The organism is Ignavibacteriota bacterium, from assembly GCA_019637995.1.
GTDB lineage: Bacteria > Bacteroidota > Ignavibacteria > Kapaibacteriales > UBA2268 > JANJTB01.
In genome coordinates this window covers 1,005,986-1,032,719 of record JAHBUQ010000002.1, presented here as the reverse complement: position 1 = coordinate 1,032,719, position 26,734 = coordinate 1,005,986, and the positions used below count along the sequence as shown (strand labels likewise).

The window sequence follows — 26,734 nt, the reverse complement described above, 5'->3', positions numbered from 1 at the left end:
ATTAACATTGTCATTATCAGAAGTTCAAAATGCTAAATTCGAAAAGAAATCATAATTATAAATATTCTGCTCATTTATTATCAATACTAATCTATACAAAGATTTAATATTTTATATATCAATCTAGCGCTCGTAAGGTCGCAATGAGTATGGTACTCACTTGGAGCAAGCTCTACAACATCAAAACCAATGATTTTCTTGCCTGCAGCTTTGATTTTCCTGAAAATATCAATTGTTTCGCTATAAAGAAATCCTTCCGGCTCGGGAGTGCCTGTTGCAGCCATAATTGCCGGGTCGAAAAAATCTAAATCGAAAGTACAATAAATAACATCTCCCAATGAATCAACAACTGCCTTTTGCCAGTCCTGTCCGTGCAATCCTCTGCGAATTGCAGATGCATAGAAAGTCTTGACACCTTTTTCCTTGATATAAATTGACTCTTCCTTGCATTGAGCTCTGATACCAACCTGAGTAATCTTTTCAGGGGGATAAAACTCCACCACACGAGCCATAAATGACGCGTGTGAATATTTTGAATCTAAATATGTATCGCGCAAATCAGAATGAGCATCAAAATGTAAAATTGTCATATTGGGGTAGTGCTTATAGTGCGCTGCTATTGGAGCTGTGGAAATTGAGTGCTCGCCACCCAAAGTAACAACAAACTTACCATCCAGAATTGACTTACTAACAGCATTTTCTATCAGGTCAAGAGCATCCTTATCCACAATGTCGGTGAAATCAAGTGGCTGAAGTGTAGCAATACCTTTGTCGAAGCATAATTCGCGGTCGGTTTCATCATCGTAAAACTCAACATAAGCCGATGCTTCAAGTATTGCACGAGGTCCTTCTCCAGCACCTTTTCCGTAGCTTACGGTATGCTCGTACGGAGCTGATATAATTACTATTTTAGAATTTTCGTAATTTGAATATTTTTCCTCTATCGCAAGGAAGTTATTCTCCTCATTTAATGTAATCATGATAATAAGATTTGAAATTAATTAACAATATAAACCTAAATCGTTTTTTTATTAAAATTATTTGATATTTTGACTATTAATATTTGCAAAAATATAGATTGTTCAATCAGTTTTCATATTTTTGTATGAATAAAATTATTTATTTTGGATTTACATTATGAAAAAACTATTTTTCTTTACTTTTTTAATAGTACTGTTTTTGATAAATTCATGTACAGAAAATGTTGTCAATAACATATCCGGCTTCAATCGAACTTTGGTAATAATTAGCGACGACACTCCTGAAACAGAGCTTATAATGGGAATATTAGGCTCTGTCAGAAACACATATCCAGATGTTGAAATTAAATTTTTTAAGAATAAAAATTTTGATTTGTTTGAAGCAGGGTATCTTCTTGAGGTTGCCGCAAATTCATTTCCTGAAAATACTTGCTTTGCAGTAATTGTTGACCCGGGAGTTTCAGCTAAAAAAACAGTTTATTCATTTGGCAAAAGAAAAGTACTCTCACCTGATAACGGCATATCAACAAAAATGAGAATAGCTATGCCTCCTCAGGAGATGCATTATGTTGATAATATGTCAATATTCGGTTCGCAGTTCAATAATTATGAAGAAGTTCCATATCAAAAATTTTATAGAGATGCAATTCTGCATATGCTTTCAGATGCTAATATCAGTACTTTCGGCTCTGTTTGCAGTGAGCCTGTAAACCTCAATATTGTTCAGCCATCACTTCAAAACGGGGTTATTCAGGGGCAGATTTTATTTACTGATAATTTTGGCAATTGCGAAACAAATATCAAATCGGATTTTATCAATCAATTAAATCGTGGTGATATCCTTGAAGTTTCAAGCGATGATATTAAATTCTATGCTAAATACGGTTTAAACTATTCATCTGTAGATGTAAATGAAAATGTGGTATTTTTTAATAGTAAATCACGCCTTGAAATTTCGGTGAATTTTGGTAATATGTCCGAAAGATATAGTTTGAATGCAGGCAATGTTGTAAATATCAAAAAAGCAGATTTAAAAGTTGGGATACTTCGGTTTAATTCATCTGAACTTGTGAATAATATCATCACTGGTGCAAAATCTGAGCTGGCTGCGAAGGGTTTTATTGAGAATAAGAATATTGAATATTTTGAAAAAAATGCAGAAGGTGATATTTCAAAATTTCCTTCACTCATCGGTGAACTTTTGTCAGCCGGAATTGATATAATAATTCCTGTTTCAACACCGGCTTCGCAAGCAGCTTTGCAGTTTGTACCGGAAAACATTCCGGTTGTTTACACATATGTAACATCGCCGGAATTTGCAGGATTAATTAATAAGCGCAGTAATGTTACGGGACTATCGGATGCGACTAATTTTGATGATTATCTTAAGTTTGCAAAAGAGCTGTTACCGAATATGAAAACAGCCGGTAGAATTTTCAATCCTGGTGAACCAAACTCGGCATTTTCACAAAATCAGTTTTTAGCACTTGGAAATTTTTATGGCATAAATTATATAAATGAATCTATTAATTCGGTTGAGCAAATCTCTGAAGCTTATCAAAGAATCGAATCTCAGAATCCTGATGCTATACTTATAGCTGCTGATAATACCTTAAATCTCGGATTCAAAAGTCTTGCGGAAATGGCAGCAGCAAGCAAAATACCATTAATTGGAGATTCTGAAGAAAATTCCGACGATGGAGCACTTGCAAGTATTTCAGTTGACTACGGTTTGCTTTCTAAAACTACAGGGAAAATAGTAGGAAGTGTTATTCTTGGTATGCCGGCAGATTCAAAACCAATTCAAAGATTTCCGACTTCTTCCATTACTTTGAATCAAATCACAGCAGGAAAAATCGGTTTTACTTTTAGCTCATCAATAATAAACAGCGCATCTAAAATTATACAATAGAATTATTTATGAAATTTGTAAGTTCGCAGTTAAATTATTTTTTTCAAAGTCCTCATACGCAGAAAAATGTCTTCAAATTGCTGAAGTTTTTAGGGATTTTGGCATTGATGATTATAGCATACAGTATATTATTCCATTACATAATGGCTTCAGAAGGTCACGAACATTCATGGCTGACAGGATTTTACTGGACTCTGACTGTAATGACCACTCTTGGTTTCGGTGATATTACATTTCATACGGATTTAGGTCGGGGTTTTTCACTTTTAGTTTTGATGTCGGGAGTAATTTTTCTATTAGTACTGCTTCCATTTACTTTTATTCAATTTTTCTATGCACCCTGGCTTGAAGCTCAGAATAAAACAAGAGCCCCCCGTAAAATTGATGAAAATATCAATGACCATGTAATCATTACTACATTTGATTCAATTGTAATGGGTTTAATCAAAAAATTGGATTTATATGGAAGAGAATACGTAATAATTGTCGAAGAGCTTCAGCGTGCATTAGAAATTGTTGATATGGGATATAAAGTCATAGTAGGTAATGCTGACGACCCGGAGACATACAAAAATGCAGCAGTTGAAAGAGCGGCTCTTGTAGTTGCTATTGGAAGCGATGAATTCAACACCAATATAGCTTTTACTGTCAGAGAACTTTCAGCTGAAGTGCCGATTGTAACCAATGCAACATCTGTTGATTCGATAGATATTCTCGAATTAGCCGGCAGTTCAGTAGTTGTAAATCTAAAAGAAATGCTTGGCAATTCACTTTCAAGAAGAACAATCGGAGGTGATCCGAGAGCAAATGTTATAGGTAAATTTGATGAACTCCTAATTGCCGAAGCTCCGACTGCAGGAACTCCACTTATAGGGAAATCGTTAACGCAATTAAAACTTAGAGAAAAAATAGGTGTAAACGTTGTAGGAATTTGGGACAGAGGTAAGTTCGAACTTCCCTCGCCAAATTCTATCATTACACCAAGTGCAACACTTGTATTCTCTGGAACTGAAGCTCAGCTTGCAAGATATGACGAAATTATTTGCATTTACCACACTACTGAAAATCCTGTAATCATAATCGGTGCCGGAGATGTTGGTATCGCTGCGGCGAAATCCCTTGAAGACAGGGGTTTTAATTATGTCCTGGTCGAAAAAGATAATTTACCTTCACTCGATGGGATGAAATGCATTATTGGCAATGCTGCTGACATCGGTACGCTTAAAAAAGCGGGGATAAAAGAGGCACCTTCTGTACTTATTACTACAAATGACGATGCAATGAATATTTATCTGACAATCTATTGCCGCAGACTTAGAGAGGATATTCACATAATAAGTCGTTCAAACGAAGAACGCAATATCAGTACACTGCATAGAGCAGGTGCCGATATTGTAATGTCTTACGCATCGCTTGGTGCAAGTGTGCTGTTCAACCTTCTTAAGAAAAGACGTATTCTTATGGTTGCCGAAGGGCTCGATATTTTTCAGATACAAGTTCCGGAATCAATATCCGGTAAAACGATTATTGAAGCAAATATTCGTAATAAAACCGGATGCAGTGTACTGGCGGTGTTTAGAAATGGTGAATTAATACTCAATCCTGAACCGAATACAGTTTTAGGAAAAGATGATGATATTGTATTAATTGGAACTATTGAAGCAGAAAAGGATTTCAAGCTGGCTTACTCAAGAGCTAGTAAAGGAAAAATACTATAATCAACACTTAATCCAATAATAATTAAGTTCTAACGTTTATTTAATTTAAAGTTTTTTTAGCAGCATAAAGATTTGATTTTTTTGATTAATATAGGGGGCTTTGATAGTAGAAATATACGTAATTATTATGTTTAACAATTGGGAGCAATCCTCCTGATGATAGTATTTTTTGACAGTAGAAAGCTTGTAATGCTACTAATATCTTCCGTTGCGGGTTTATTGCTTGCATTGTTTTCTATTAATCTTCTGTTAGCTGAAGAAACTACAGAGAGTTTGAGTGTAAAAGTTATAACTAATACCTCAAATTCAAATGATATTCAGAATGTTCTTTATGAAAATTCGGTCTTTGACGAGAATATATATGAGATTGATGGAGTTGCATCTCATTATGGAAAAAGATTTCACAAAAGAAAAACTGCAAGCGGGGAGAGGTACAATATGCACCAATTTACCGCTGCACATAAAACTTTGCCATTTGGAACAATTCTGAAAGTAACAAATACAAATAACGGTAAGTCAACTTTTGTGAGAATAAATGACCGCGGACCGTTTATTAAGAAAAGAATTATTGATTTATCCCATAAATCAGCTGATTTAATTGGAGATATGGGACTTCCAAAAATCAAAATCGAAGGTTTTATAAGAAACCAGTTTGAAATACCGGTTTCTTTGGAAGAAGACTATTTTTACGCTTATTCATTAAGCCATAAGCCAATAATTTTACCTGCGGATTACTTTGGTATTCAATATACTTTCAGAGATTTTAATTCTGCAGTCGAGCATTATTTGCACCTTATCGAATCCGGCTCTGTTGATGAAGAGCGTATATTTATTGTTTTTGACAACAATACTTACAGTAGCTATAATCCTGAAAACGAAGTTTATTACATCGCTTCATGGAGACCACCACTTCCAAGAAAAGTACCTGAAATGGTTGCTGAAAAAGTCAAATTGTTTGAAAAATAGAGTTTCTGTTATTAATTCAATTATTACAAAAAAAATCCCTCTCATTCAGAAAGGGATTTTTTTATTTTCTAATGAAATGATTTAAATCAAAATATTTTCAATAATACAAATTTCTCTACTCGAGCACCGATCCTTTTGAAATAAATATTTCAGACTCTTATTTTTTTGAATGTATTGATATTTATGAAAAAAGAGTTAAATTTGTAATGAAATTAAATGTAATAAATTGAAAAAGTTGAATAAAATGAATAACGTAAGATTATTTGGAAATTTTGATATTAAATCTATTAAAACTAATCCTGACTTTAAAGAAGACAGTGTCAGAGAAGTTATTATACTTCCAATTTTAAAAGAATTAGGTTATTCACAGGACAATATAATTAGAAGCAAGACTTTACAACATCCATATTTAAAAATTGGGAGTAAAAAAAGGCCTATTAATCTTATCCCTGATTATTCATTAAAAGTTGAAAATAATTTTGCATTTGTTTTAGATGCTAAAGCGCCAGATCAAAAAATAATAAATGATGACAATGTAGAACAGGTTTACAGTTATGCATCGCATCCAGAAATAAGAAGCATATATTTTTCTCTTTGTAATGGTTTGGAATTTTCTGTATTCAGAACAACAGATACCGGAAATCCATTGTTACATTTCCAAGTTGAAGATATTGAAGATAATTGGGATAATCTTAAATTACTTTTATCACCTGATAGTTTTCAAATTGGTAAGAGTTTTTCTTATGATTTTGCATTTCCACAAAATAAAGCAAAAAGCGATTTTGATTATAACAAGTGTACTTTACCTAGAGGGATAACTGTAGAAAAACAGAAAGCTAAAAGACATTACGGAGTTCACGGATATTTTACAAAGCAAAGCTGGAATGTCGTAAGAGATTACATAAAAAACTTTAGTAAAACTGGAGATTTGATTTTAGACCCATTCGGAGGTAGTGGAGTTACTGCTGTTGAAGCATTAATGAATAGTAGAAAAGCGATAAATATTGATTTAAACCCAATGGCAGTATTTATTGTAAACTCTTTGATAGCTCCGGTTAACCTAACAAAATTTAATCAAGCATTCGATTTTGTAAAAAGTAATTATATTAAATTAGAACCCAAAACTGAAATAGAAATTCAAAAAGCATTAAAGAAATATCCTCAGCCCCGTCCTATTCCATTGCCTAAAGGCTCGAATGTTTCAACTGCTGATGAACTTTTTACATCAAAACAAAAAGCACAATTAGGGTTATTAAAGCATTTGATTTTGAAGCAAGAAAATTTAAATATTCGTAATTCCCTATTATTAGCATTTTCCAGTACAGTTACAAAAATTAATAGAACTTACCATAATTCAAGTTCACGTGATGAGAACTCCGGAAATGCCGCTGCCTTTGCTTATTACAGATACAGAATAGCTTTAGAGGAAATTGACTTAGATGTAATGAATACATTTGAAATTAAAATTAAAAAATTATTATCAGCTAAAAAGGAAATGCAGTTTAATATTGATGAAAATACCATTTCCAATGCACAAATAATCAAGGGTACAGCCACAAATTTAGATTTTATTGATAGTGAAAGTGTTGATTATATTTATACAGACCCACCTTATGGAAAAAAAATCCCATACTTAGATTTGTCAGCAATGTGGAATGCTTGGCTTGATTTGGAAGTCACCGAACAAGATTATCAGTTAGAAGCTATTGAAGGCGGAGAACACAACAAAAGTAAAGAAGAATATAACAACTTAATCTCTCAAAGTATAAAGGAAATGTACAGAGTTTTGAAATTTGATAGATGGCTTTCATTTGTGTTTGCACATAAAGACCCTGAATTTTGGCATTTAATTATAGAAACTGCAGAAAAATGTGGTTTTGAATATATTGGAGCAGTTCCCCAAAAGAACGGTCAAACAAGTTTTAAAAAGAGACAAAATCCATTTACAGTTTTATCTGGTCAACTAATAATTAATTTTCGAAAAGTAAGGAAACCAAGGACAATATTAAGAGCAAATCTTGGGATGGATATCGAGCAGATTGTAATGCAAACAATTGAAGGTATAATAGCAAAAAATCATGGTGCGACTTTAGAACAAATAAATGATGAGTTGATTATTAAAGGTTTGGAATTAGGATTTCTTGATTTACTTAAAAAAGAATATACTGATTTGACCCCATTACTTTTAGAAAATTTTGATTACAATGAAAATACAGAGAAGTTTTCAATAAAAAAGAATACAAAATTCAGAACATATATTGACATAAGACTCCGTATCCGGTATTATTTATTAAGTTATCTTCGCAGAATGGAAAGAGAAAAAGTCAATCCGCATTTTGACGATATTATCTTAGATATACTACCACTTTTGAAAAATGGTATAACCCCTGAAAATCAAACAATTCTGAGTGTATTAGAAGATATAGCAGTAAGAGTTGATAAAGATTCGTGGCAACTGAAGAATGACCCGCAAACTGAATTGTTTCAATAAAAATAAAATATAGAATATGACAGAAGACCAAACAAACAAAGGATATGTATATTATAATAAAATAATACCAATGGGTTGTTACCCTTTTTGGACAGTTTCTGAAGATGATTACCGCCAAATAATGCTCGGTGAGTATCGTAATTACAATCCGTATAGCTTCTTATATTTCCAACCTATTTTGAATAGCGACCCTGATTTTATGAAGGGTAATATTGGAAAGCTGGAAAATGTTGATTGGAAAGGTTTTTCAAATGAAAATGGAATTGTCCCTACAACACCATTTTTATTAGAAACTTATCCTAACAACTGGACTTTTTTTAAAGATCACATAGCACAAAAGGATGTTTATTTTACATTTGACCATATTTCTCTTTGGAAACTTGTTGATGTCCAGCAGTCAAAGCCTTTAGAGATTCATTTGCGTAAAGTTGATAGAAAAAGAATAGTAAAAAAGAATTCTGTATTTATGATTATGCCATTTCATTACCCTGCACTTGATTCGCTTTATTCAAGCATAAAAGATTTATTGAAAACTGAAATGCAAATTAACTTAAAAAGAGCAGATGAATTCCTTGAAAATGATATTGTAATTGAAACGGTATATAGAGAAATTGAACTATCAGAATTTTTGATTGCTGATACTACATTTGATAACAAGAATGTATTCTATGAAATCGGATATGCTTCGGCATTAAATAAAGAAATTATTTCGATACAAGACTTTTGCATAGCTAAAAGTGTTTATTTTGACCGTGCACACATTCGCCATTTGAATTATCATTTAAATGAACTTGAAAAATTTTACTCTGACTTAAAAAATACAATAATAGCAATTAGGAGCAAAATATAAAAATAAGTATTCTATTGTTAAATTCTAAAATGGAAATAAATGAAACGCTTTGTTGATGTTAACGGTACTTTTGATATTCAAATTCCAGAAAATTGGAAATATACAGTTAACGATGGGAAAGTACATACTTTTCAATATTATATATCAGAAAGAAATTTTGATACATTCCAATTATCGATAAATGAATTGTCTACCCCGCAAAGTATCAAAAGATTTAAATTATTGATCAAGGGTAGGAAATATAAAATTTTAAACGATGTGAAATTCTTTGATGTTTCAAATCCATCGGTTGATAAAAATCAAATACTTATATTCGTATCTTCAATAGAAAATGAAATAATACTTTTTACATTTCTCTTTGATATAGATCAAAATGTTTCTGAAGTACGGAAATTTATTGAAGAAAAGAGGAATTTCGCTTTTGAAATCATATCTTCCTTTCGTTTAATTAGACCTGAGTATAGTGTTTTAGTCTATGAATCATATCTATTTGGAAATTTTATGATTGGTGTTGGTGCTTCTAATTATTTATTAAACATAGCCATTGAAAAGAAATCATTTATTGAAGCTACATGTTTATTAGCTAATATTATTGATGCTTTGTTAAGAATAGGAATTGTATTGAAATATCAGTTAATAAATAAAAATTCGAGAATAGAAAGAATGTGGATTTATCAGGGCGATAAAGACAAAATTATTACTGAAAAGAAAGTATATGAAAAAGCTAAAGAAATACAAATTATCAGCGAGTCCTTGTTTAATGAATTGTTTGCACTTTACGATAAACGCAACCGAGTTGTTCACAGATTCATTATTTCTGAAATAAATTTAGCTGATGTTGAAGAAATAGCCACAGAATATTATCTATTATTTCAGAAATTGAATGATATAATAAAAAAAATTGAAGAGGAACAAATATTAACCAAAACTGGTATGACCGTTCAATCTGATGATATTGATATAGATTATATGGATTTGATTAAATCTAAAATTATAAATATGGATTTTATTAAATGGGATATGTTTCAACCATTAACAAATAAATTAAAGACTTAACCGAGTTGAATTGTGGTTTCCGGCGGTCAGTGCTTTTTCTACTATCAGGGCACTCCTACGGAGTTGAGATTTGTGTTTTCCGACAGGCTGTGTAATTTCTTTTAGAAATATTTCGTGCTCCTGCAAATACTCTATTCATAACAAAAATCCCCGCCATTTTTGTAATGGCGGGGATTAAATTTGGAAATAATTGGAATCAAAGAAATCAGAATTTCATTAATTCCATCAGATTGTCATATACTTTGTGCTCGTTTGGCAGTACGTCTTCTTCATACACAGGAGCATACGGAATATGGCTGTCCTTAGCGGCAAGACGCATAACAGGTGCATCAAGCCAAGAGAATGCATGCTGTGAAATAGTAGCTGAAACCTCAGCACCGAAACCGTTAGTCAGCGTATCTTCGTGAACAATCAAAACTCTGCCCGTCTTCTTTACCGATTCAAGAACTAAATCCTTATCCCATGGGTTGATAGTACGTAAGTCAACTATTCGGATAGATTTACCGGTTTCTTTTTCGTATTTTTTCACTGCATTGATTGAATCTTTGACACCCATACCATAAGTGATGATTACACCATCAGCGCCGTCTTTTACGATTTTTGCCTTACCGAATGGAATCAGATAATTTTCATCGGGCTCAATAGTACGTGCGAAAGGCAGGCGATACATTCCCTTATGCTCACAGAAAATCACAGGGTCTTCAATGCGGCAGGCAGTTTTGAGCAAACCTTTGGCATCGGCGGCATTACTTGGATATGCAATTAAAATACCCGGTATATGCGAGAAAATACCCTCGATATTCTGAGAGTGGCAAAGTCCACCGTGAATATATCCACCAACTGCAACACGCGTAACAACCGGAGCTTTAAATCCGTCGTTAGAGCGATAACGCATAGTAGCAATTTCATTTTTGTACTGCATAAAAGCGGGCCAGATATAGTCACCGAACTGAATTTCGATTACCGGTTTATATCCACGAACAGCAAGTCCGAGAGCTACACCAACGATAGAAGCCTCAGCAAGCGGTGAATTGAAAACACGATTTGAACCAAATTCATTAGATAAACCGCGGGTAGCGGTGAAAACTCCCCCTTTAGGGTCAGCAATATCTTCACCAAAAATCAACATTTTGTCATTACGTTTTAATTCTTCGGCAAGAGCGTGATTTACTGCATCCACAAGAACGATTGGATTACCTTCTGTCGGCTCTGTCTGAGCATACGGCAGGTCGCGTGTACTGTCTTCTGCGTATAAAGTTTTTAGAGAATTTTCTGCTTTCGGGTCAGGACGAGTTTCAGCCCATTCGACAGCATCGTTAATTTCTTGTTTAACTTGAATTGATAAATTGTCAATTTCTTCTTGGGTTGCAATTTCATGTTCAATCAAATAATTTGCGAGTATCTTAATGCAGTCCTTCTTTGCCGCTGCATTAGCAAGCTCTTCTTCTGAGCGGTATTTTCTATGGTCATCAGATGATGAGTGAGGCAGAAGTCTTTCCACGACAGCGTGAAGAAGTGCCGGACCGCGTCCGTCGCGAATATATTTCACGGCATCGCGTGCGGCTTTGACAGATTCAAAATAATCAGTACCGTCGTATTCTTTCATATATAAATTTGGGTAGCAGCAGAAAGAGTGGACTACAGATGAGCCCATAGACTGGTCTGCACGTGGCACAGAGATAGCATAGCCATTATCCTGAATATGGAATAGAGTTGGCAGGCGGTCTTTCGTAGCCCAGTTTACAGCTTCATAAAATTCGCCCTGACTTGTAGTACCTTCACCTGAAGATACATAAGTAACTTCATCTGCTCCATTCTTGCTTGATGCCATTGAGCAACCGACAGCATTCAGGAATTGTGTACCCGTAGGTGATGACTGAGTAGGCAGATTATACTTCGGATGTCCGTAGTGACCTGGCATCTGTCTGCCGCCCGTAGCAGGGTCTTCTTCTTTGCCTAAAGCAAGCAGGAAATAATCCTGCAAACTGAAACCCATTCCAAAAGCAAAAGCCATATCGCGATAGTAAGTCCAACCCCAGTCTTTGCCTGATTCCATTGCGAAAGCAACTGCAGTTTGAGTTGCTTCATGACCTGAACAACCAATATGAAAAAATGATTTGCCTTGCTTGACAAGAGTAAGATGCTTCTCATCGGTATGCCTTGCCTGCATCATATTTTTGAGGGCTTTCATCAGGTGATTTTTATCAAGATTAAGAGTTACGTGGGGTGCATTCGAGCGGTCTAATTTTGTTCTGTCAACTGAACAGTCTTCGCCTCTGCCATGATGGCAACGTGAACCGATAATTTCAGGTTGAATTACGTCAAATTCGACAAGTCTTTCATAAGGTGCCCGCTTGCTCGAATTTACTTCAGATTCCGGCGTTGGTTTTGCCTTTGAAGTAGCTTTTGGTTTAGCAACAGTTGAAGTTTTTTTTGCCATAATTTAAATACTCATTAATTTTATTTGAATTGAACATAAATATTTGCTATTTTCACATTATTGTAATTTACAAAAATATAAAACTTGGTATATGTCTTGGAATAAAATAGCTGGACACGAAAGAACTAAAAGAATATTGCAAAATTCTATTATAGAAAATAGAGTTAGCCACGCTTATTGCTTCACAGGAATAATAGGTACAGGCAAAGATGCATTGGCAATTCAGTATGCTAAAACGGCTAATTGTCATGAGCCGGTTATTTATGAAAATTCAATAGATTCTTGTGACAATTGTCATAGCTGCAAAGCGTTTGATAATCTCAGTCATCCGAATATTGAACTGATATTTTCTCTCCCTGCAGGCAAATCCAATGAAACAAAAGGTGAATCAGTCTATGATAAAATGTCGCAGGAGCAGATTGACCTGATTCGGGAGGAAATTGAAAATAAAGCTAAAAACCCATATCTTCCGATTCAAATACCTAATGCTACACAAATAAAAATTTCCAGCATAAGAGAGGTAAAAAGTAAACTTTCGCTAAGCTCGTACAATGGGAAAAGGCGGTTTGTGATTATTCTGAAAGCTGACGAAATGAATAACGAAGCGGCTAATGCTTTTCTCAAAACTCTTGAAGAGCCTCAGGATAATATTACTATAATTATGATTACTTCAAAGCCGGAGGCAATGATGCAAACTATTATGTCTCGTTGTCAGCAAATTATTGTTCAGCCACTTGATGATAATCAAATTGTCCGTAAGCTCATTTTCGATAACGGTGTAAGTGAAGTTGATGCCCGAATTGCTGCAAGATTTGCACAAGGTTCATATCTTAAAGCTCTCGATTATGTTTCTGAAGAAAACCGTGAGCTACGCAATCAAGTAGTTGATATTCTTCGTACATCTCTCAGAAAACAGAAGTTTCGGGAAGAAATGGTAAAAAAAATTGAAGATTTTGCAAAACCGAAAGATAAAAATCAAATCAGCAAAAGTCTTCAAATGCTTATGTTTTGGCTTAATGATGTAAATGCTATAAAAAATGGCGCTTCTTCAGATGCAATTATAAATACTGATGATACAGATACAATTATAAAATTTCAAAGTGCGTTTGGCAAAAGTTCGATTGCTTCAGCCATTAACGAAATCGAGTTTGGAATCAGCCTTATTTATAGAAATGTTAGTCAAAATCTCGCATTAATTTCAATTTTTCTTAAATTACGCAAAATTTTTATGGTATAATTAAAAATATTCATTATTTTGCATATTGTTGGGAGCACAATTCCCAATAATTGTTCTTTGTTTATAATTTTTATAAATTATTACAAGTTAAATGCTTGTGGAATATTGATATGAATTCAGTTAAAACAGAAAGTTCTGTAAACATAAAAAGCAATATTTCACCTGCGCCGTTTAAAAGTAAATACGAGTATTTTGATACAGATATAGAAAACAGCTTTGAAGACCTTGAATACATATATACTTTACCAAAGTCCGGTTACAGCGGTCTTGATTTTTTACTGAAAAACGGCGAAAAGCTCTCTCAGAGAGTCGTGGCGGAATATGTTGAAGTCCTGATGAAAGGCAATGTACGCGGTATATTTGAGAATGTAAACAATTTATCACTGCGTGTAGATGATTTTGTTGTATTAGAAAGTGAAAATGGATTAGATATCGGAAGAGTTTGTGGTTTTGGCGACAAATCAGACTCTAAATTCGAATATTGCAAACGTCAGAACATCAGTACTGACAAACTTATCAGGATACCTGATATAGAAGAGCTTAAATTCTTCAATAAGAAAATTAAAGATGAATACGATGTCCTGAAAAAGTCAAAAGAATTAGTAGCCAAATATGGATTTGATATGAAAATCACTGAAGCTAATTGGCAGCATGACAGGCAGCGTTTGACAATTTTGTTTACAGCTCCTCAGCGAATTGATTTCAGAGAAATGGTAAAAGACCTGGCAAGACTTTTCAAAGCCAGAATCGAACTCCGTCAAATTAGCTCACGCGAAGAAACAAAGCGTTTGGGTGAATTTGTTGGACCTTGTGGAAGAGAATTGTGCTGCACGTCTTTTATGTGCTCATTCGACCATGTTACACTTGACCATGCCCGTGTTCAGCAGTTATCAAACAATATATCCAAACTAAGCGGAAATTGCGGTCGTCTCAAATGTTGCATAAAATTTGAATACGAAACTTATGCTGCCGCAGTGGAGAAATATCCTCCTCTCGGCTCTGTTGTAGAATTTGAAGGTGAATCTCTCAAAATTATAAAAGTAGATATTTTTAATGGTAAAGTTACGACATATAATGAGACTTTGAGTCAATACAAACACATTACATCTCACGAACTGACAGAGATGATTAAGTCGGGCAGATTATTTGTTGCTGACAAGCGTGACAACTCTGAGAGATTCAACAATTTCGATGCTGAACTCAGAGCCCTGCTGGAGTAGCTATTTACTCTTCAAATCATTAATTTCTTTAACTATCTGATTATTACGGCTTGTTGCTTTCCCATTTGGAAACTGGGTGCTGTATGCTCTGATAATGCTTACAGCTTGGTCGTACCGTTTCATAAAATAAAGTGCTTCGATTTTGCCAATATATGAATCTTCGTAATATTTGGAATCGCTGAAGTTATTGATGACTGCATCGTAGTAAATTACTGATGCTCTCGGGCTTTCCATTTTACGATACAATTCAGCAGTGAAGAACTCACGGTAGGCAAGTTTGTCTCGTAATTCAGCTATTCTTTTACCTGACTCAATATTCAGTGAATCATCAGGATAAAGATACTGAAATTCCATAAATGATTCAATTGCCTTTGTAGTATATTCCTGATCGCGGTCATAGGAAGGAGATAACTGAAAATAACAAAGAGCGTTTTTGTACAAACTTTCTTTACTGTAAGGGCTACCTGGATACACTCTGCGAAGCATGCTGTAATTAAATGCCGCTAAAATATACTCGCTTCTTTTGTAGTTTATTTCAGCTAAATAATATTGGGCATTGTCGGCATACTGGCTTGCAGGATACTGCAACTTAATTATATCAAAATACTGTTTTGCTTCGAGATAGTCACCATTCTCAAATAATTTCACACCATCATTAAATACTTGTTCTGCATTTAGATTTTCCGGTGTTTTCATTCCACCGCAGGAAATTATTGCAAAAACAAACGTTGCAGTTATGACAATTTTTATCGTAATTACAATACTTCGCATTTTAATTTTTTAATTAGTAAAAAAACATATTTCTATAACGTATAAAAATAAATATTGTTAAATCATATAATAAAATGGCTGCTCTATTTGCAATTTTTTACAAACGGGCAGCCCTTATGAATTTTTAAATTTTTATATTATTCTTTAACTCGATCCATATAGGCGCCTGATGAAGTATCAATTCTGATTAAATCGCCTTCATTAACAAATAACGGCACATTTACTTGAGCCCCTGTTTCAACAGTTGCAGGTTTAACAACATTTGTTGCTGTATCGCCTTTGACTCCCGGTTCGGTATGAGTAACTCTAAGATTTACGGTTGGAGGCATTTCTAATCCAAGTACTAATTCACCTTCGAAATTTATTGCAACCTCTTGATTTTCTTTCAAAAATTTGATTGCATCACCAACAACATCATCATTTACAGGTATTTGGTCATAAGTTTCCTGGTCCATGAAGTGGAGTGCATTTCCATCTCGGTAAAGAAACTGAAAAGATTTCTTGTCAACACGAACAAATTCGATTGATTCACCTGAACGGAATCTATTTTCAAGTAATTTGCCACTTCTTGTATTGCGCATCTTTACTTGATAAAATGCTCTTAAGTTGCCGGGTGTGCGATGCTGTGATTCAAGTACTTGGCAGAGCTCGCCGTTGAATCTGATGAATGCACCCGGTCTAAGATCGGCTGTAGTTCCCATTTTGTCTTTTAAAATTCTAAATAATAATTAAAAAATAAATTGTAAAGAAGGATTATTGATTGAATTATTTTAAATTTTTGTGTATTTTATTAAAGAAATTTTATTCATTAGTTTTTATTAAAATTTAGTGTAGATATCAAAAATAATAATACTCAAATATCGTTAATACAATAGGTTATAATTATTTTGCGAAAATTGTTTTTATTCAAAATATAATGTTTTTAAATCTTATAAAAAATAATGTTTCAAAGTCTTTACTTTATATTCTTTTCTTTGCCGGAATATTGAAGCTGAGTGGAATGCTGCTTACCTGGTTTTGGAACGACTATTTAGTTTACGCTTTCGATTTGTATAGCATCACATTCCTTGAATCTGTTGGTATGCTTGCATTTTTTTATTTAGTATATTCAGGCATTAAATTTGGTTTCAATTCTATATCTATTCAGCTATCCGAAAATAATATTGGCACCAAGCCCGGAAAATTGCCACAATGCTCAAGCTGCGAAGCTCTCCAACATCACAAAGATATTGCTTACATCAATAAACTTACTGAAGATGAAAAAGAACGACTAAAGCAAGCAATCGCAAAATGTTGTGGCTTTCAACACGAACCGACTAAGATTGAGAATTCTCAAAAAATAAAAATTCATACTATTAATAATATTAATCAATCCTGATTTTCTCTTTTCTATGAGACAATTCTGGAATATTCCCAGTCTTCCCGTTTTCAGTCTGGCGACTTACTCAAAGCCAATATCTCATCCTACATCAGTTAACATGAACATTTGCACTTTTGTCAACAAAGTAAGTATTGTGCCTAAAAGATATTCAGTTGCTGTTTATCATAATACTAAAACGTTAAATAATTTAGATGAAAATCCAAATTCAGTTCTACAGCTACTTTGCGAGAATCAAATTAATCTTGTTAGAACATTAGGTAAGAAAAGTGGATGGGATTATGATAAAAGTAAATTTCTTATAGACAGAAAACTTCTGATTGACTGGAAAGGTCTGCCAGTATTGAGTGGAGCAATAGCTTATGCATACTTAAAAGCAATTGATAAAATGAATGCAGGAGACCACACTATTTATTTATTTGATGTATTGCACTTTACAAAATCTGACCGTAAGGATTATTTGACAATACACCATATATATTAAAATATTTTGTAATGTTCAGAAACCTTTAGCGTCAATAATATTACGGGCATCAAGTAACAAAATCAATAATTAGGTGTTATTAATTTATTATTCAATTCGCAGTAAGGTTTTTTATGATAAAATTTTCTTTTGTGTTTTATATATTATTTTCACTTTTCTTAATAAATTCATGTGCAGATGGAATTGTATCTGAATGCCCTGATGACAGTAAGTCAAATATGCCGGCTACATTCAGTGCAATTCAAACTGAAGTTTTCAACAAAAGCTGCGCCTATTCTGGATGTCATGCCGGAAATCTTCCTTCAGCCGGACTTGATTTATCAGCGGGGAAAAGTTATGATAATATCGTAAATAAGGAAATATTTGGACTTATGTATGTTAAGCCCGGCTCTGCTGATGAAAGCTACCTGTTTGACAGAATTAATTCCAATAGCAGCTCATCGGTAATGCCTCCAACCGGCAGACTTCCACAATCTGTAATTGATTCTGTCAGAGCTTGGATTGATGCCGGAGCATTGAATAATTAATTTAATTACTTATGCCCATAATATGTTTAATTAATTATTAGGAAAAATGAAAATGAAAAAGGCATTATTTATTATTACAGTGCTAATTTTAGCATACTCGTCCAGCTCTTCAGCCGAATATCATATTGATAAAAGTCAGAAAAATTTAGTCAGATTTATTTCAGAAACTCCGGTCGAAAATTTCGATGGAAAAACTGACAAAATTGACGGCTATTTCATTTCTGAGAGCATTGATAAGCTAAAAGGTTCTGAACTTTATTTTGAAACTCAGGTTGGCACATTTGAAACAGGTATCGGATTGAGAAATCGCCACATGAGAGAGGATTATCTCCATACTGAAAAATATCCTTTATCACATTTTAAAGGTAATATCACAAATTCTAAGATGATTTCTGAAACTGAATATGATGTTACCGCGAAAGGAAAACTTTTCCTGCACGGAGTAACAAAAGATATTACTATAAATGGCAAAATTTACAAACTAAAAGATGGTTTCAAAATCAAATCCGACTTTGTTGTAAAGCTAACGGATTACAAAATCAAAGTACCAAAATTTATGTTTGTTCGTATAAGTGAGGACATTCAACTTCAACTCGATTTTTCAGTTAAATTAGCAGAGTAAGCGATATGAAAAAATTCTATTTAATTCTAATCTTTATCATTACATCAAATTCTTCGGTATTTTCACAATCAAAGTGGCAAAGAACCGAACCGCTCGAAGAAAATATCAGCATATTCCGCTCAGTCGAAGCATTAAGTTTGCCCACTACGGAAACAATGCAAGCCGGAAATATTTATTTCCATATTTCGCATAAATTCTTAGTTCCAGTATCGGAAGGATTCAGCGAGCTTTTCGGATTTGATGGTGGCATTTTTATGCGGCTTGCACTTGGTTATGGCATAACCGATGATTTATTTGCATCAATAGGCAGAAGTAATCACAATGGCAATATTGACCTGCAATTAAAATACAATCTTCTTGAAACAAAACAGTTCGGACTACCAATCGCAGTCGCAATAAATGGTGGTGCAGCATATAATTCAAAAGTCAGAAATGAACCAGAAGATAAGTCAAGATTGCTGCAATATTATGGAAATTTAATCCTAAATTCTAAAACCGGAAAGTTCGGCTTCGGTATAGTTCCTTCATTTTTATATAATTCAAATATTGAATGTTCTGAATGTCAGTTTAGCTGGACTTTAGGAGCTTACGGGCAGTATTTTTTCAATGAAAGATGGAGTGTAATTGCAGAGGCAAACCCCACACTCAATGGCTGGAGGCAATATTATGACACTTATTCAATAGGTGCAGAAGTCGAAACAGCCGGACATTTTTTCAAAGTTTTCATTTCTAATAACGTCTATACCAATATGAGTCAATTCCTTAGCGGTGCCACAAGTGCATTTGACAAAGGAGATGTTCATATCGGTTTTGTCATTACGAGAGTGTTATAAAATGAGTATATTCAGACTTTACAAAAAGCAGTTTATTCCTATCAGCGTCCAAGAAGCGTGGGAATTCTTATCTAATCCAAAAAATCTTAAAGATATTACACCACCCGATATGGGTTTTGAAGTAACATCTGAACTACCACCCAAGATGTATGCAGGTATGATTATTACTTACAAAGTCAGACCTATGCTCGGAATACCAGTATCGTGGGTAACTGAAATCACACACGTGAACGAGCCGTATAATTTTGTGGATGAGCAGCGTTTTGGACCTTACTCATTCTGGCATCACAGTCATTTTATCAAGCCGGTTGATGGTGGCGTCGAAATGGAGGACATAGTATATTACAAATTACCATTTGGATTTTTAGGAAAATTAGTCGAGCCGTTTCTTGTGAAACCAAGATTAAAACAAATTTTCAACTACAGATGGAAAGTGCTTGAGCAGCGTTTTCCAACAAAGTAAAATTAAATAAATAAAATGAGCAATAAATCTGTCAGCCCTGAAAGGCAAATTGAATTACTGAAAATTCTCAAAGAGCGTTTTGAAAAGAACATCTTACGCAACAATGATATTGAATGGAGTGAAATTCAGTCAATACTTGAAAGCAATCCATACAAATTATGGTCAGTCGAACAAATGGAATTATCCGGAGGCGAACCTGACATATTCCGAATTAGTTCAGAAATAGTATTTTGCGACAGTTCAAAAGAAAGTCCGGCAGGTCGCAGAAGTCTTTGCTATGATTTGCAGGCACTTGAAGCAAGAAAACAGAACAAACCATCAGGAAGTGTAGTTGCAATGGCTGAAGATTTGGGTATTGAGATACTTACAGAAGCTGAGTATTTCGAATTGCAGCAATTTTCCCAATTTGATACAAAGACATCAAGTTGGGTTAAAACTCCCGCTGAAACACGCAAACTTGGTGGTGCTTTGTTTGGAGATTATCGCTTTGGCAGAGTCTTTATTTATCATAACGGGGCTGACTCCTACTACTCAGCTCGTGGTTTCCGTGGAAAGCTAAAATTAATTGATAAATAATATTTCATGCATCACAACTGAATCAAAATACATTAAAATTCTTTGAGAATCTTACCTTGATAAAAATACTTAGTAGAAAATGAGGCAGATTAAAAAATGATAAAGTTTGCGATGAAGTCTGATGAATGTGCCCAATATTAATAGTTTATATACTCAGAATAGTGCTTCTGAGTATATAAACAAATCAAATAATTACAAATTATGTTCCAGAGTTGTATGCTTCAAAGGTAATTTTCTGACTCTGATTCCACAAGCATCGTAAATTGCATTGCAAAGTGCCGGAGCAACTGAAGGGAAACCCAACTCACCAATTCCGCCCGGTGATTCATTGCTCGGCATAATATAAACTTCAATTTTCGTTGATTCACGCATACTAATCCACTCATAATCATGAAATCCCGATTGTTCTATTTGTCCGTTTTTAATAGTAATCTCTGATTTTAAAGCAACGGCAAGAGCATCAATAGCTGAACCCATAAATTGTGCTTCGATATTGCCCGGATTAATTGCAATTCCACAATCCAAAGCTGCAACAACTCTTTCTACTTTCAATACCCCACTATTTGTTACAGAAACTTCAACCACGTGAGCAGAAAATCCTCCGTATCCCACAAAACTTGATACACCGCGCCCCCAATTCTTTGGTAGTGGCTTCTTCCAATCTGATTTATCAGCGACATACTCAATTACTTTCTTAAGTCTTGGCTCTTTCGTCATTTTCAATCTGAATTCCAAGGGGTCAGCACCTGCAAGGAGTGACAATTCATCAATCATAGATTCATTTGCAAAATTTGCCTGCGTATTATTCACAGAGCGCCAAGGACCTGTCGGAATTGAAAAATCATGAGAATCATGAAGATTTTGGATATTAATAATATCATATTGAGGGTCAGTAGCTTTTACAGTTCCCTGAGAAGCAACTTTATGAATCCAGCCTGTAATATTACCATTTGCATCAACACCGGACTTGATTTTATGAATGCTGAAAGGACGGTAATAGTCATTTTTAATGTCATCTTCTTTTGTGTAGAAGAATTTTATCGGGAAACCTGCTTTTTGTGAAATTTGAGCAGCCATTCCTACAAAATCATTTCTATGACCTCTGCCAAAACCGCCACCCGAAAGCAAAACATTTACAGTTACATCATCTTCAGAAATGTCCAATGCTTTTGCCACTGTGGAGCGAGCTGTTTGTGGATTTTGAGTCATAGTCCAGATTTCACATTTGCCGTCTTTAAAATTAGCAAATGAATTCATTGGTTCCATTGTAGCGTGTGCAAGCAAAGGCACTTCATATATTGACTCAATTTCTTTGTCGGTTGAATTGGGTAGTTCCGGCAAACTTCCCATCAGTTCCATCATTTTTTTACTAATATCCTTACTGCTGATATTACTTATTGGTCCGGGCTTCCACTCAACTTCAATTTTATCTGCGGCTTGTATAGCAGCATAGCTGTTCTCTGCAACGACTGCAAGTCCTTCATTAATTGGAAAAGACTGCAAATATCCTGATACGATTTTAGCCTTATCATCATTGAATTTAATGAGAGTTCCCCCTATATCCGGAGAGCGTTTTACTACGGCATATTTCATTCCATCTGTTCTAAAATCAGAACTATAAATAGCCTTACCGGTAACGATTTCAGGATTGTCAATATGCCATTTTGTTTTTCCTATAATTTTAAATTCATCAGGTTGTTTGAGCTTGATTCCGGCAGCATCAGGAATTGGCATTTCGCCGGCTTTATCAATTAATTCACCATAGCTTGATTTTCTGCTACCCCCGATTTCATAAACATAGCTGTTCTCTGTACGGCAGGACGAAGAGGGTATTCCCCAAATTGATGCAGCTGCTGAAACCAGCATTATACGTGCTTGAGCTCCTGCCATTCTAAGAGTATCCCAAAAGACCCTGATACTCGTTGACCCACCTGTTCCTTGACTGCCGTATTTTTTATCACCCTGAGCATTTATTGCTTTTATCAGGTTCCAGTCGGCATCTAATTCCTCAGCAGTAATCATTGATAGTGATGTCCTGACACCCTGACCTAATTCTGAACGTGGAATTGTAATAATTATCGTATTATCTCTTCGTATTTCCAGCCAAATATTCGGTTCGAGTGAAAAAGCACCTTTATTCTTATCATAAGAGCCAATCTGAGAAATCAATTCAATCGGTGAGGAAATACCCACAGCAACGGCACCTATACCGGCAACGGCACCGATTGTAAATCTACGTCTTCCAATATTTGTATTGTTCATTTTGTTATTTCTCCGCGGCTAAATGAATTGCACTTCTGATTTTATTGTATGTGCCGCAACGACAGATATTACCTGACATTGCATCATCAATATCATCATCACTTGGTTTAGGATTTTTGCTAAGTAAATCTACTGCTGATAAAATTTGCCCGGGTTGACAATATCCGCACTGTGTAACCCCAATCTCCATCCAAGCCTTTTGCACATTATGTGTGCCTTCATCGGATAATCCTTCAATAGTAGTTACCTGTTTATTTGCAAGTTCTGAAACCGGTGAGATGCAGGATCGCTCAGCTTTACCCTCTATCAGCACTGTACAAGTGCCACAGACACCAATTCCACATCCATACTTTGCACCTGTCAATCCCAACTCATCTCTAAGTACCCATAGAAGTGGTGTTTCGGTATTCGATTTGATTTCAGTATTTTTACCATTAATTAATAATTTCATTAAATATCCTTGTAATTTGATATTAACATGATTTCGCACAAATCATAGTAACGTAAATGAAATACTTAAAATTTTATTTTGCAATGATAAAAGATTGTTTATTTTAGCATAGTTATTTTTAATATCCAGTTAATTTTAAAATACATTATTATATTGACAAAAAAATGATTATTTTTGTAATCTATATTTGAATAAAACTAATATTTGTTATATATTTTAAGGATTTAATAAAAATGAGCAAAGACAAAAAAGTTGCTAAAAAATCAGTGGACAAGACAAAATATGTATATTATTTTGGTGGAAAGAAAGCTGATGGCACTGCAGAAATGAAATCACTTCTTGGCGGTAAAGGTGCTAACCTCGCAGAAATGATTAATATGAAACTTCCCGTACCTCCGGGCTTTACAATCACCACAGAAGTCTGCACTCACTACTACAAAAATGGTAAAAACTATCCAAAATCTCTCGAAGAGCAAGTTAAAAAAGCAATCAAGAAAGTTGAAAAAGAAATGGGCGCTGAATTTGGCAGCAGTACAAACCCACTCTTACTTTCAGTTCGCTCCGGCGCCCGCGCTTCTATGCCCGGAATGATGGACACAATTCTTAATCTCGGCTTGAATGAAGCTGCAGTTCAGGGATTAATTGCAAAATCCGGCAACGAAAGATTTGCTTACGACTCATACCGCAGATTTGTTGCTATGTATGGCGATGTTGTAATGGGCTTAAAACCAGAAACAAAAGACGATATTGACCCATTTGAAGAAATTTTGGAAGCAAAGAAACACGCACGCGGAATTACGCTTGATGTTGATTTCACTGCTGAAGATTTGAAAGAATTAGTTGCTGAATATAAAGCTGCTATTAAAAAAATCACCGGACAGGATTTCCCTGAAGACCCATGGGAACAGCTCTGGGGTTCAGTTGGTGCAGTATTTAACTCATGGATGAATGAACGTGCTATTGTTTATCGCAAACTTAATAATATCCCGGAAGAATGGGGTACAGCAGTAAACATTCAGGCGATGGTATTCGGAAATATGGGTGAAACTTCAGGTACGGGTGTTGCCTTTACCCGTGATGCTGCAAGTGGCGAAAATTATTTCTACGGCGAATTTTTGATGAATGCTCAGGGTGAGGACGTTGTAGCCGGTACACGCACTCCTTATCCGATTATTGAACTTAAAGATATTGATGAAAAATCATATAACGGCTTGATGGAAATTCGTGAAATCTTAGAGCAGCACTATCGTGATATGCTTGATGTCGAATTTACAATTCAGGACAAAAAACTCTACATGCTTCAATGCCGCGTAGGTAAGCGTACTGCATTTGCTGCAATGAAAATCGCTGTTGATATGGTTAATGAAGGTTTGATTAAACCACAGGAAGCATTAATGAGAATCGAACCTGACCAATTAAATCAACTATTGAGACCAATTTTTGACCTCAATGCAAAAGGCGAAGCTCTCAAAAATGGTGCTTTACTCACAAAAGGGCTTAATGCAGGTCCCGGTGCTGCAAGCGGTAAAGTTGTATTCAATGCTGAAGATGCTGTGGCATGGAAAGCAAAAGGTGATGACGTAATTTTGGTTCGTATCGAAACTTCACCTGAAGATATAGCTGGTATGAATGCATCTGAAGGTATCCTCACAGCTCGTGGCGGTATGACTTCACACGCTGCACTTGTAGCACGCCAGATGGGTAAAGTTTGTGTAGCCGGTTGCGGTGCTTTACAGATTGACTACAAAACGCGCCAGTTCAAAGTTGAAGGCAAAGATGTAGTTGTTAAAGAAGGCGATTATATCTCTATTGACGGCTCAACAGGTGAAGTAATCAATGGTAACATTCCGACTAAACCAAGTGAAGTAATTGAAGTGTTAATTTCCGGTACTCTTGACCCGAAAGATGCTCCTACTTATCAGATTTATAAACAAATTATGGATTGGGCTGACCAGTTCCGTACTTTGAAAGTCCGTACTAATGCTGACCAACCGGACCAAAGTTCAAATGCAATTTCATTTGGTGCAGAAGGTATTGGTCTTTGCCGTACTGAACACATGTTCTTCGGTGATGGTAAAATCCAGCCGATGCGTGAAATGATTCTTGCTGAAAATGTTGAAGCACGCAGACTTGCTCTTTCGAAACTTCTTCCACTTCAGAGAGAAGATTTTGAAGGTATTTTCCTTGCAATGGACGGCAAACCTGTTACAATTCGTACAATTGACCCTCCACTTCACGAATTTTTGCCACACGATGATGCCGGTCAGAAAGAAGTTGCAAAAGAGCTTGGTGTTACTGCTAAAGCTGTTAAAGAAAGAGTTGAAGCATTGCACGAATTTAATCCTATGCTTGGTTTCCGCGGATGTCGTCTTGGTTTGATTTTCCCTGAAATTACAGAAATGCAGGCACGTGCAATTTTCGAAGCAACTGTAAATGTATTAAAAGAAGGTAAATCTGTTCTTCCTGAAGTGATGATTCCTCTTGTAGGACATGTGAAAGAATTACGCCACCAGGAACAAATCGTTCGTAAGACTGCTGAAGCTGTAATGCAGGAAAACAATTGCAAATTTGATTATTTGGTAGGTACAATGATTGAAATTCCGCGCGGTGCTATCACTGCCGGTGAAATTGCTGAAGTAGCTGAATTCTTCTCATTCGGTACAAACGACTTAACCCAGACTACTCTTGGCTTGAGCCGCGATGATGCAGGTAAATTCCTGCCTGAGTATGTATCAAGAGAAATCTACAATGTTGACCCCTTTGTTTCAATAGACAGAACAGGTGTAGGATTTCTTATGCATCACGCTGTAAGAGAGGGTCAGGATACTCGTCCGGGTATCAAACTCGGTATCTGTGGTGAGCATGGTGGCGACCCTGCTTCTGTGGAATTCTGCCATTCACTCGGACTTAATTATGTATCTTGCTCACCTTTCAGAGTGCCTATTGCCCGCCTTGCAGCAGCACGTGCAGCTATAAGGGATATGCAAGTAAGCGGAAAACCTTCGAAGAAGGACGCTAAAAAGGCAGAGAAAAAAGCTAAAGCAGAAAAGAAATCTGGTAAGAAAAAATCGGATAAAAAGACTGACAAAAAGAAGAAAAAGTAACGTGAATGATTTAGCAATCGGAATTTAATTATTCTGATGAAAAATGAAATAAGCCGCTCTGAAGATGATTTTGGAGTGGCTTTTTTATAATAAATAATAATTTTAGTTACAATATTAATCAGAGGAACATACATTAATCGGAAATATTATTAGAAAATTTAAAATAATTTTTGATTTTGAGTGCTACTTAAATTTGATAAAAAAAAATTCCGGCTGCACCAAAATAGCGACAGGCGGAATTTTAATATAAACAAAGACCAAAATCAAATACAGGTACTTCAATTTTTTTGTGAATTTGCTTTTTGTATTTATATTTACTTTTTAATTAAAACATTTTGAAATTAATCAAAAATTACATATTTTTGAATATTGTAAATAAATGTGGTGGTATAT

The 26,734-nt window shown here is 35.0% G+C and carries 22 protein-coding genes; 16 read left to right on the top strand and 6 right to left on the bottom strand.

The features are described 5' to 3' along the window. Positions 1–86: 86 nt before the first annotated feature. Entirely contained in the window at positions 87–980 is an 894-nt protein-coding gene (gene speB, locus KF896_10405) for an agmatinase (protein MBX3044115.1), read from the bottom strand. A 157-nt stretch (positions 981–1,137) separates the two neighbouring features. On the opposite strand from speB, the gene KF896_10400 reads away from it, so the two are divergent. From KF896_10400 to KF896_10375, 6 genes are all read left to right on the top strand, one after another. Next, positions 1,138–2,892, top strand: a complete 1,755-nt coding sequence (locus KF896_10400; protein ID MBX3044114.1) for an SAM-dependent chlorinase/fluorinase — start codon at positions 1,138–1,140, stop codon at positions 2,890–2,892. Between the two features lie 8 nt (positions 2,893–2,900). Then, positions 2,901–4,610 (top strand): potassium channel protein, encoded by a 1,710-nt coding sequence (locus tag KF896_10395; protein ID MBX3044113.1) that lies wholly within the window; start codon positions 2,901–2,903, stop codon positions 4,608–4,610. A gap of 156 nt (positions 4,611–4,766) precedes the next feature. Beyond that, entirely contained in the window at positions 4,767–5,576 is an 810-nt protein-coding gene (locus KF896_10390) for a septal ring lytic transglycosylase RlpA family protein (protein MBX3044112.1), read from the top strand. Positions 5,577–5,820: 244 nt separating this feature from the next. Next, positions 5,821–8,067 carry a type I restriction enzyme HsdR N-terminal domain-containing protein gene (locus KF896_10385; GenBank protein ID MBX3044111.1) on the top strand — a complete coding sequence of 749 codons (2,247 nt, stop codon included), beginning with the start codon at positions 5,821–5,823 and terminating at the stop codon, positions 8,065–8,067. Positions 8,068–8,083: 16 nt separating this feature from the next. After that, positions 8,084–8,917 carry a hypothetical protein gene (locus tag KF896_10380; protein MBX3044110.1) on the top strand — a complete coding sequence of 278 codons (834 nt, stop codon included), beginning with the start codon at positions 8,084–8,086 and terminating at the stop codon, positions 8,915–8,917. Between the two features lie 39 nt (positions 8,918–8,956). Beyond that, complete coding sequence (locus KF896_10375; GenBank protein ID MBX3044109.1) at positions 8,957–9,973, top strand: hypothetical protein; 1,017 nt, start codon at positions 8,957–8,959, stop codon at positions 9,971–9,973. Between the two features lie 205 nt (positions 9,974–10,178). Here KF896_10375 and KF896_10370 read toward each other — a convergent pair whose 3' ends face one another. Then, on the bottom strand, positions 10,179–12,164 hold the full coding sequence (locus KF896_10370; GenBank protein MBX3044108.1) for a dehydrogenase E1 component subunit alpha/beta: 1,986 nt from the start codon (positions 12,162–12,164) through the stop codon (positions 10,179–10,181). 340 nt (positions 12,165–12,504) lie between these two features. On the opposite strand from KF896_10370, the gene KF896_10365 reads away from it, so the two are divergent. Further along, positions 12,505–13,650: a DNA polymerase III subunit delta' gene (locus KF896_10365; protein ID MBX3044107.1), complete on the top strand. Its 1,146-nt coding sequence runs from the start codon at positions 12,505–12,507 to the stop codon at positions 13,648–13,650. A gap of 110 nt (positions 13,651–13,760) precedes the next feature. Beyond that, entirely contained in the window at positions 13,761–14,870 is a 1,110-nt protein-coding gene (locus tag KF896_10360) for a hypothetical protein (GenBank protein MBX3044106.1), read from the top strand. On the opposite strand, the gene bamD is transcribed toward KF896_10360, so the two are convergent. Both bamD and efp read right to left on the bottom strand, forming a co-directional pair. Beyond that, on the bottom strand, positions 14,871–15,641 hold the full coding sequence (bamD, locus tag KF896_10355; protein ID MBX3044105.1) for an outer membrane protein assembly factor BamD: 771 nt from the start codon (positions 15,639–15,641) through the stop codon (positions 14,871–14,873). 137 nt (positions 15,642–15,778) lie between these two features. Continuing rightward, complete coding sequence (gene efp / locus KF896_10350) at positions 15,779–16,342, bottom strand: elongation factor P (protein MBX3044104.1); 564 nt, start codon at positions 16,340–16,342, stop codon at positions 15,779–15,781. A 215-nt stretch (positions 16,343–16,557) separates the two neighbouring features. Between efp and KF896_10345 the strand changes: the two genes are divergently transcribed. The 7 genes from KF896_10345 (at position 16,558) to KF896_10315 (ending at position 20,524) form a co-directional block, all read left to right on the top strand. Beyond that, positions 16,558–17,019 carry a hypothetical protein gene (locus KF896_10345; protein MBX3044103.1) on the top strand — a complete coding sequence of 154 codons (462 nt, stop codon included), beginning with the start codon at positions 16,558–16,560 and terminating at the stop codon, positions 17,017–17,019. Positions 17,020–17,032: 13 nt separating this feature from the next. Then, the gene (locus KF896_10340) at positions 17,033–17,503 is read left to right on the top strand and encodes a flavin reductase family protein (protein MBX3044102.1); all 471 of its coding nucleotides are present in this window, start codon (positions 17,033–17,035) and stop codon (positions 17,501–17,503) included. Between the two features lie 113 nt (positions 17,504–17,616). Beyond that, positions 17,617–18,030 carry a hypothetical protein gene (locus tag KF896_10335; protein ID MBX3044101.1) on the top strand — a complete coding sequence of 138 codons (414 nt, stop codon included), beginning with the start codon at positions 17,617–17,619 and terminating at the stop codon, positions 18,028–18,030. A 52-nt stretch (positions 18,031–18,082) separates the two neighbouring features. Beyond that, positions 18,083–18,652, top strand: coding sequence for a YceI family protein (locus KF896_10330; GenBank protein ID MBX3044100.1), 570 nt, complete (start codon positions 18,083–18,085; stop codon positions 18,650–18,652). A gap of 5 nt (positions 18,653–18,657) precedes the next feature. After that, complete coding sequence (locus KF896_10325) at positions 18,658–19,485, top strand: hypothetical protein (GenBank protein MBX3044099.1); 828 nt, start codon at positions 18,658–18,660, stop codon at positions 19,483–19,485. 1 nt (position 19,486) lies between these two features. After that, positions 19,487–19,948, top strand: coding sequence for an SRPBCC family protein (locus KF896_10320; GenBank protein ID MBX3044098.1), 462 nt, complete (start codon positions 19,487–19,489; stop codon positions 19,946–19,948). A gap of 15 nt (positions 19,949–19,963) precedes the next feature. After that, entirely contained in the window at positions 19,964–20,524 is a 561-nt protein-coding gene (locus KF896_10315) for a DUF4256 domain-containing protein (GenBank protein MBX3044097.1), read from the top strand. A 192-nt stretch (positions 20,525–20,716) separates the two neighbouring features. Here the strand turns inward: KF896_10315 and KF896_10310 are convergent, their stop codons facing one another. Continuing rightward, a complete protein-coding gene (locus KF896_10310; GenBank protein ID MBX3044096.1) occupies positions 20,717–22,786 on the bottom strand; it encodes a xanthine dehydrogenase family protein molybdopterin-binding subunit in 2,070 nt (689 codons plus the stop codon). Positions 22,787–22,790: 4 nt separating this feature from the next. Then, positions 22,791–23,237: a (2Fe-2S)-binding protein gene (locus KF896_10305; protein ID MBX3044095.1), complete on the bottom strand. Its 447-nt coding sequence runs from the start codon at positions 23,235–23,237 to the stop codon at positions 22,791–22,793. Positions 23,238–23,470: 233 nt separating this feature from the next. On the opposite strand from KF896_10305, the gene ppdK reads away from it, so the two are divergent. Then, positions 23,471–26,341, top strand: coding sequence for a pyruvate, phosphate dikinase (gene ppdK, locus KF896_10300; GenBank protein ID MBX3044094.1), 2,871 nt, complete (start codon positions 23,471–23,473; stop codon positions 26,339–26,341). Positions 26,342–26,734 lie beyond the last annotated feature (393 nt).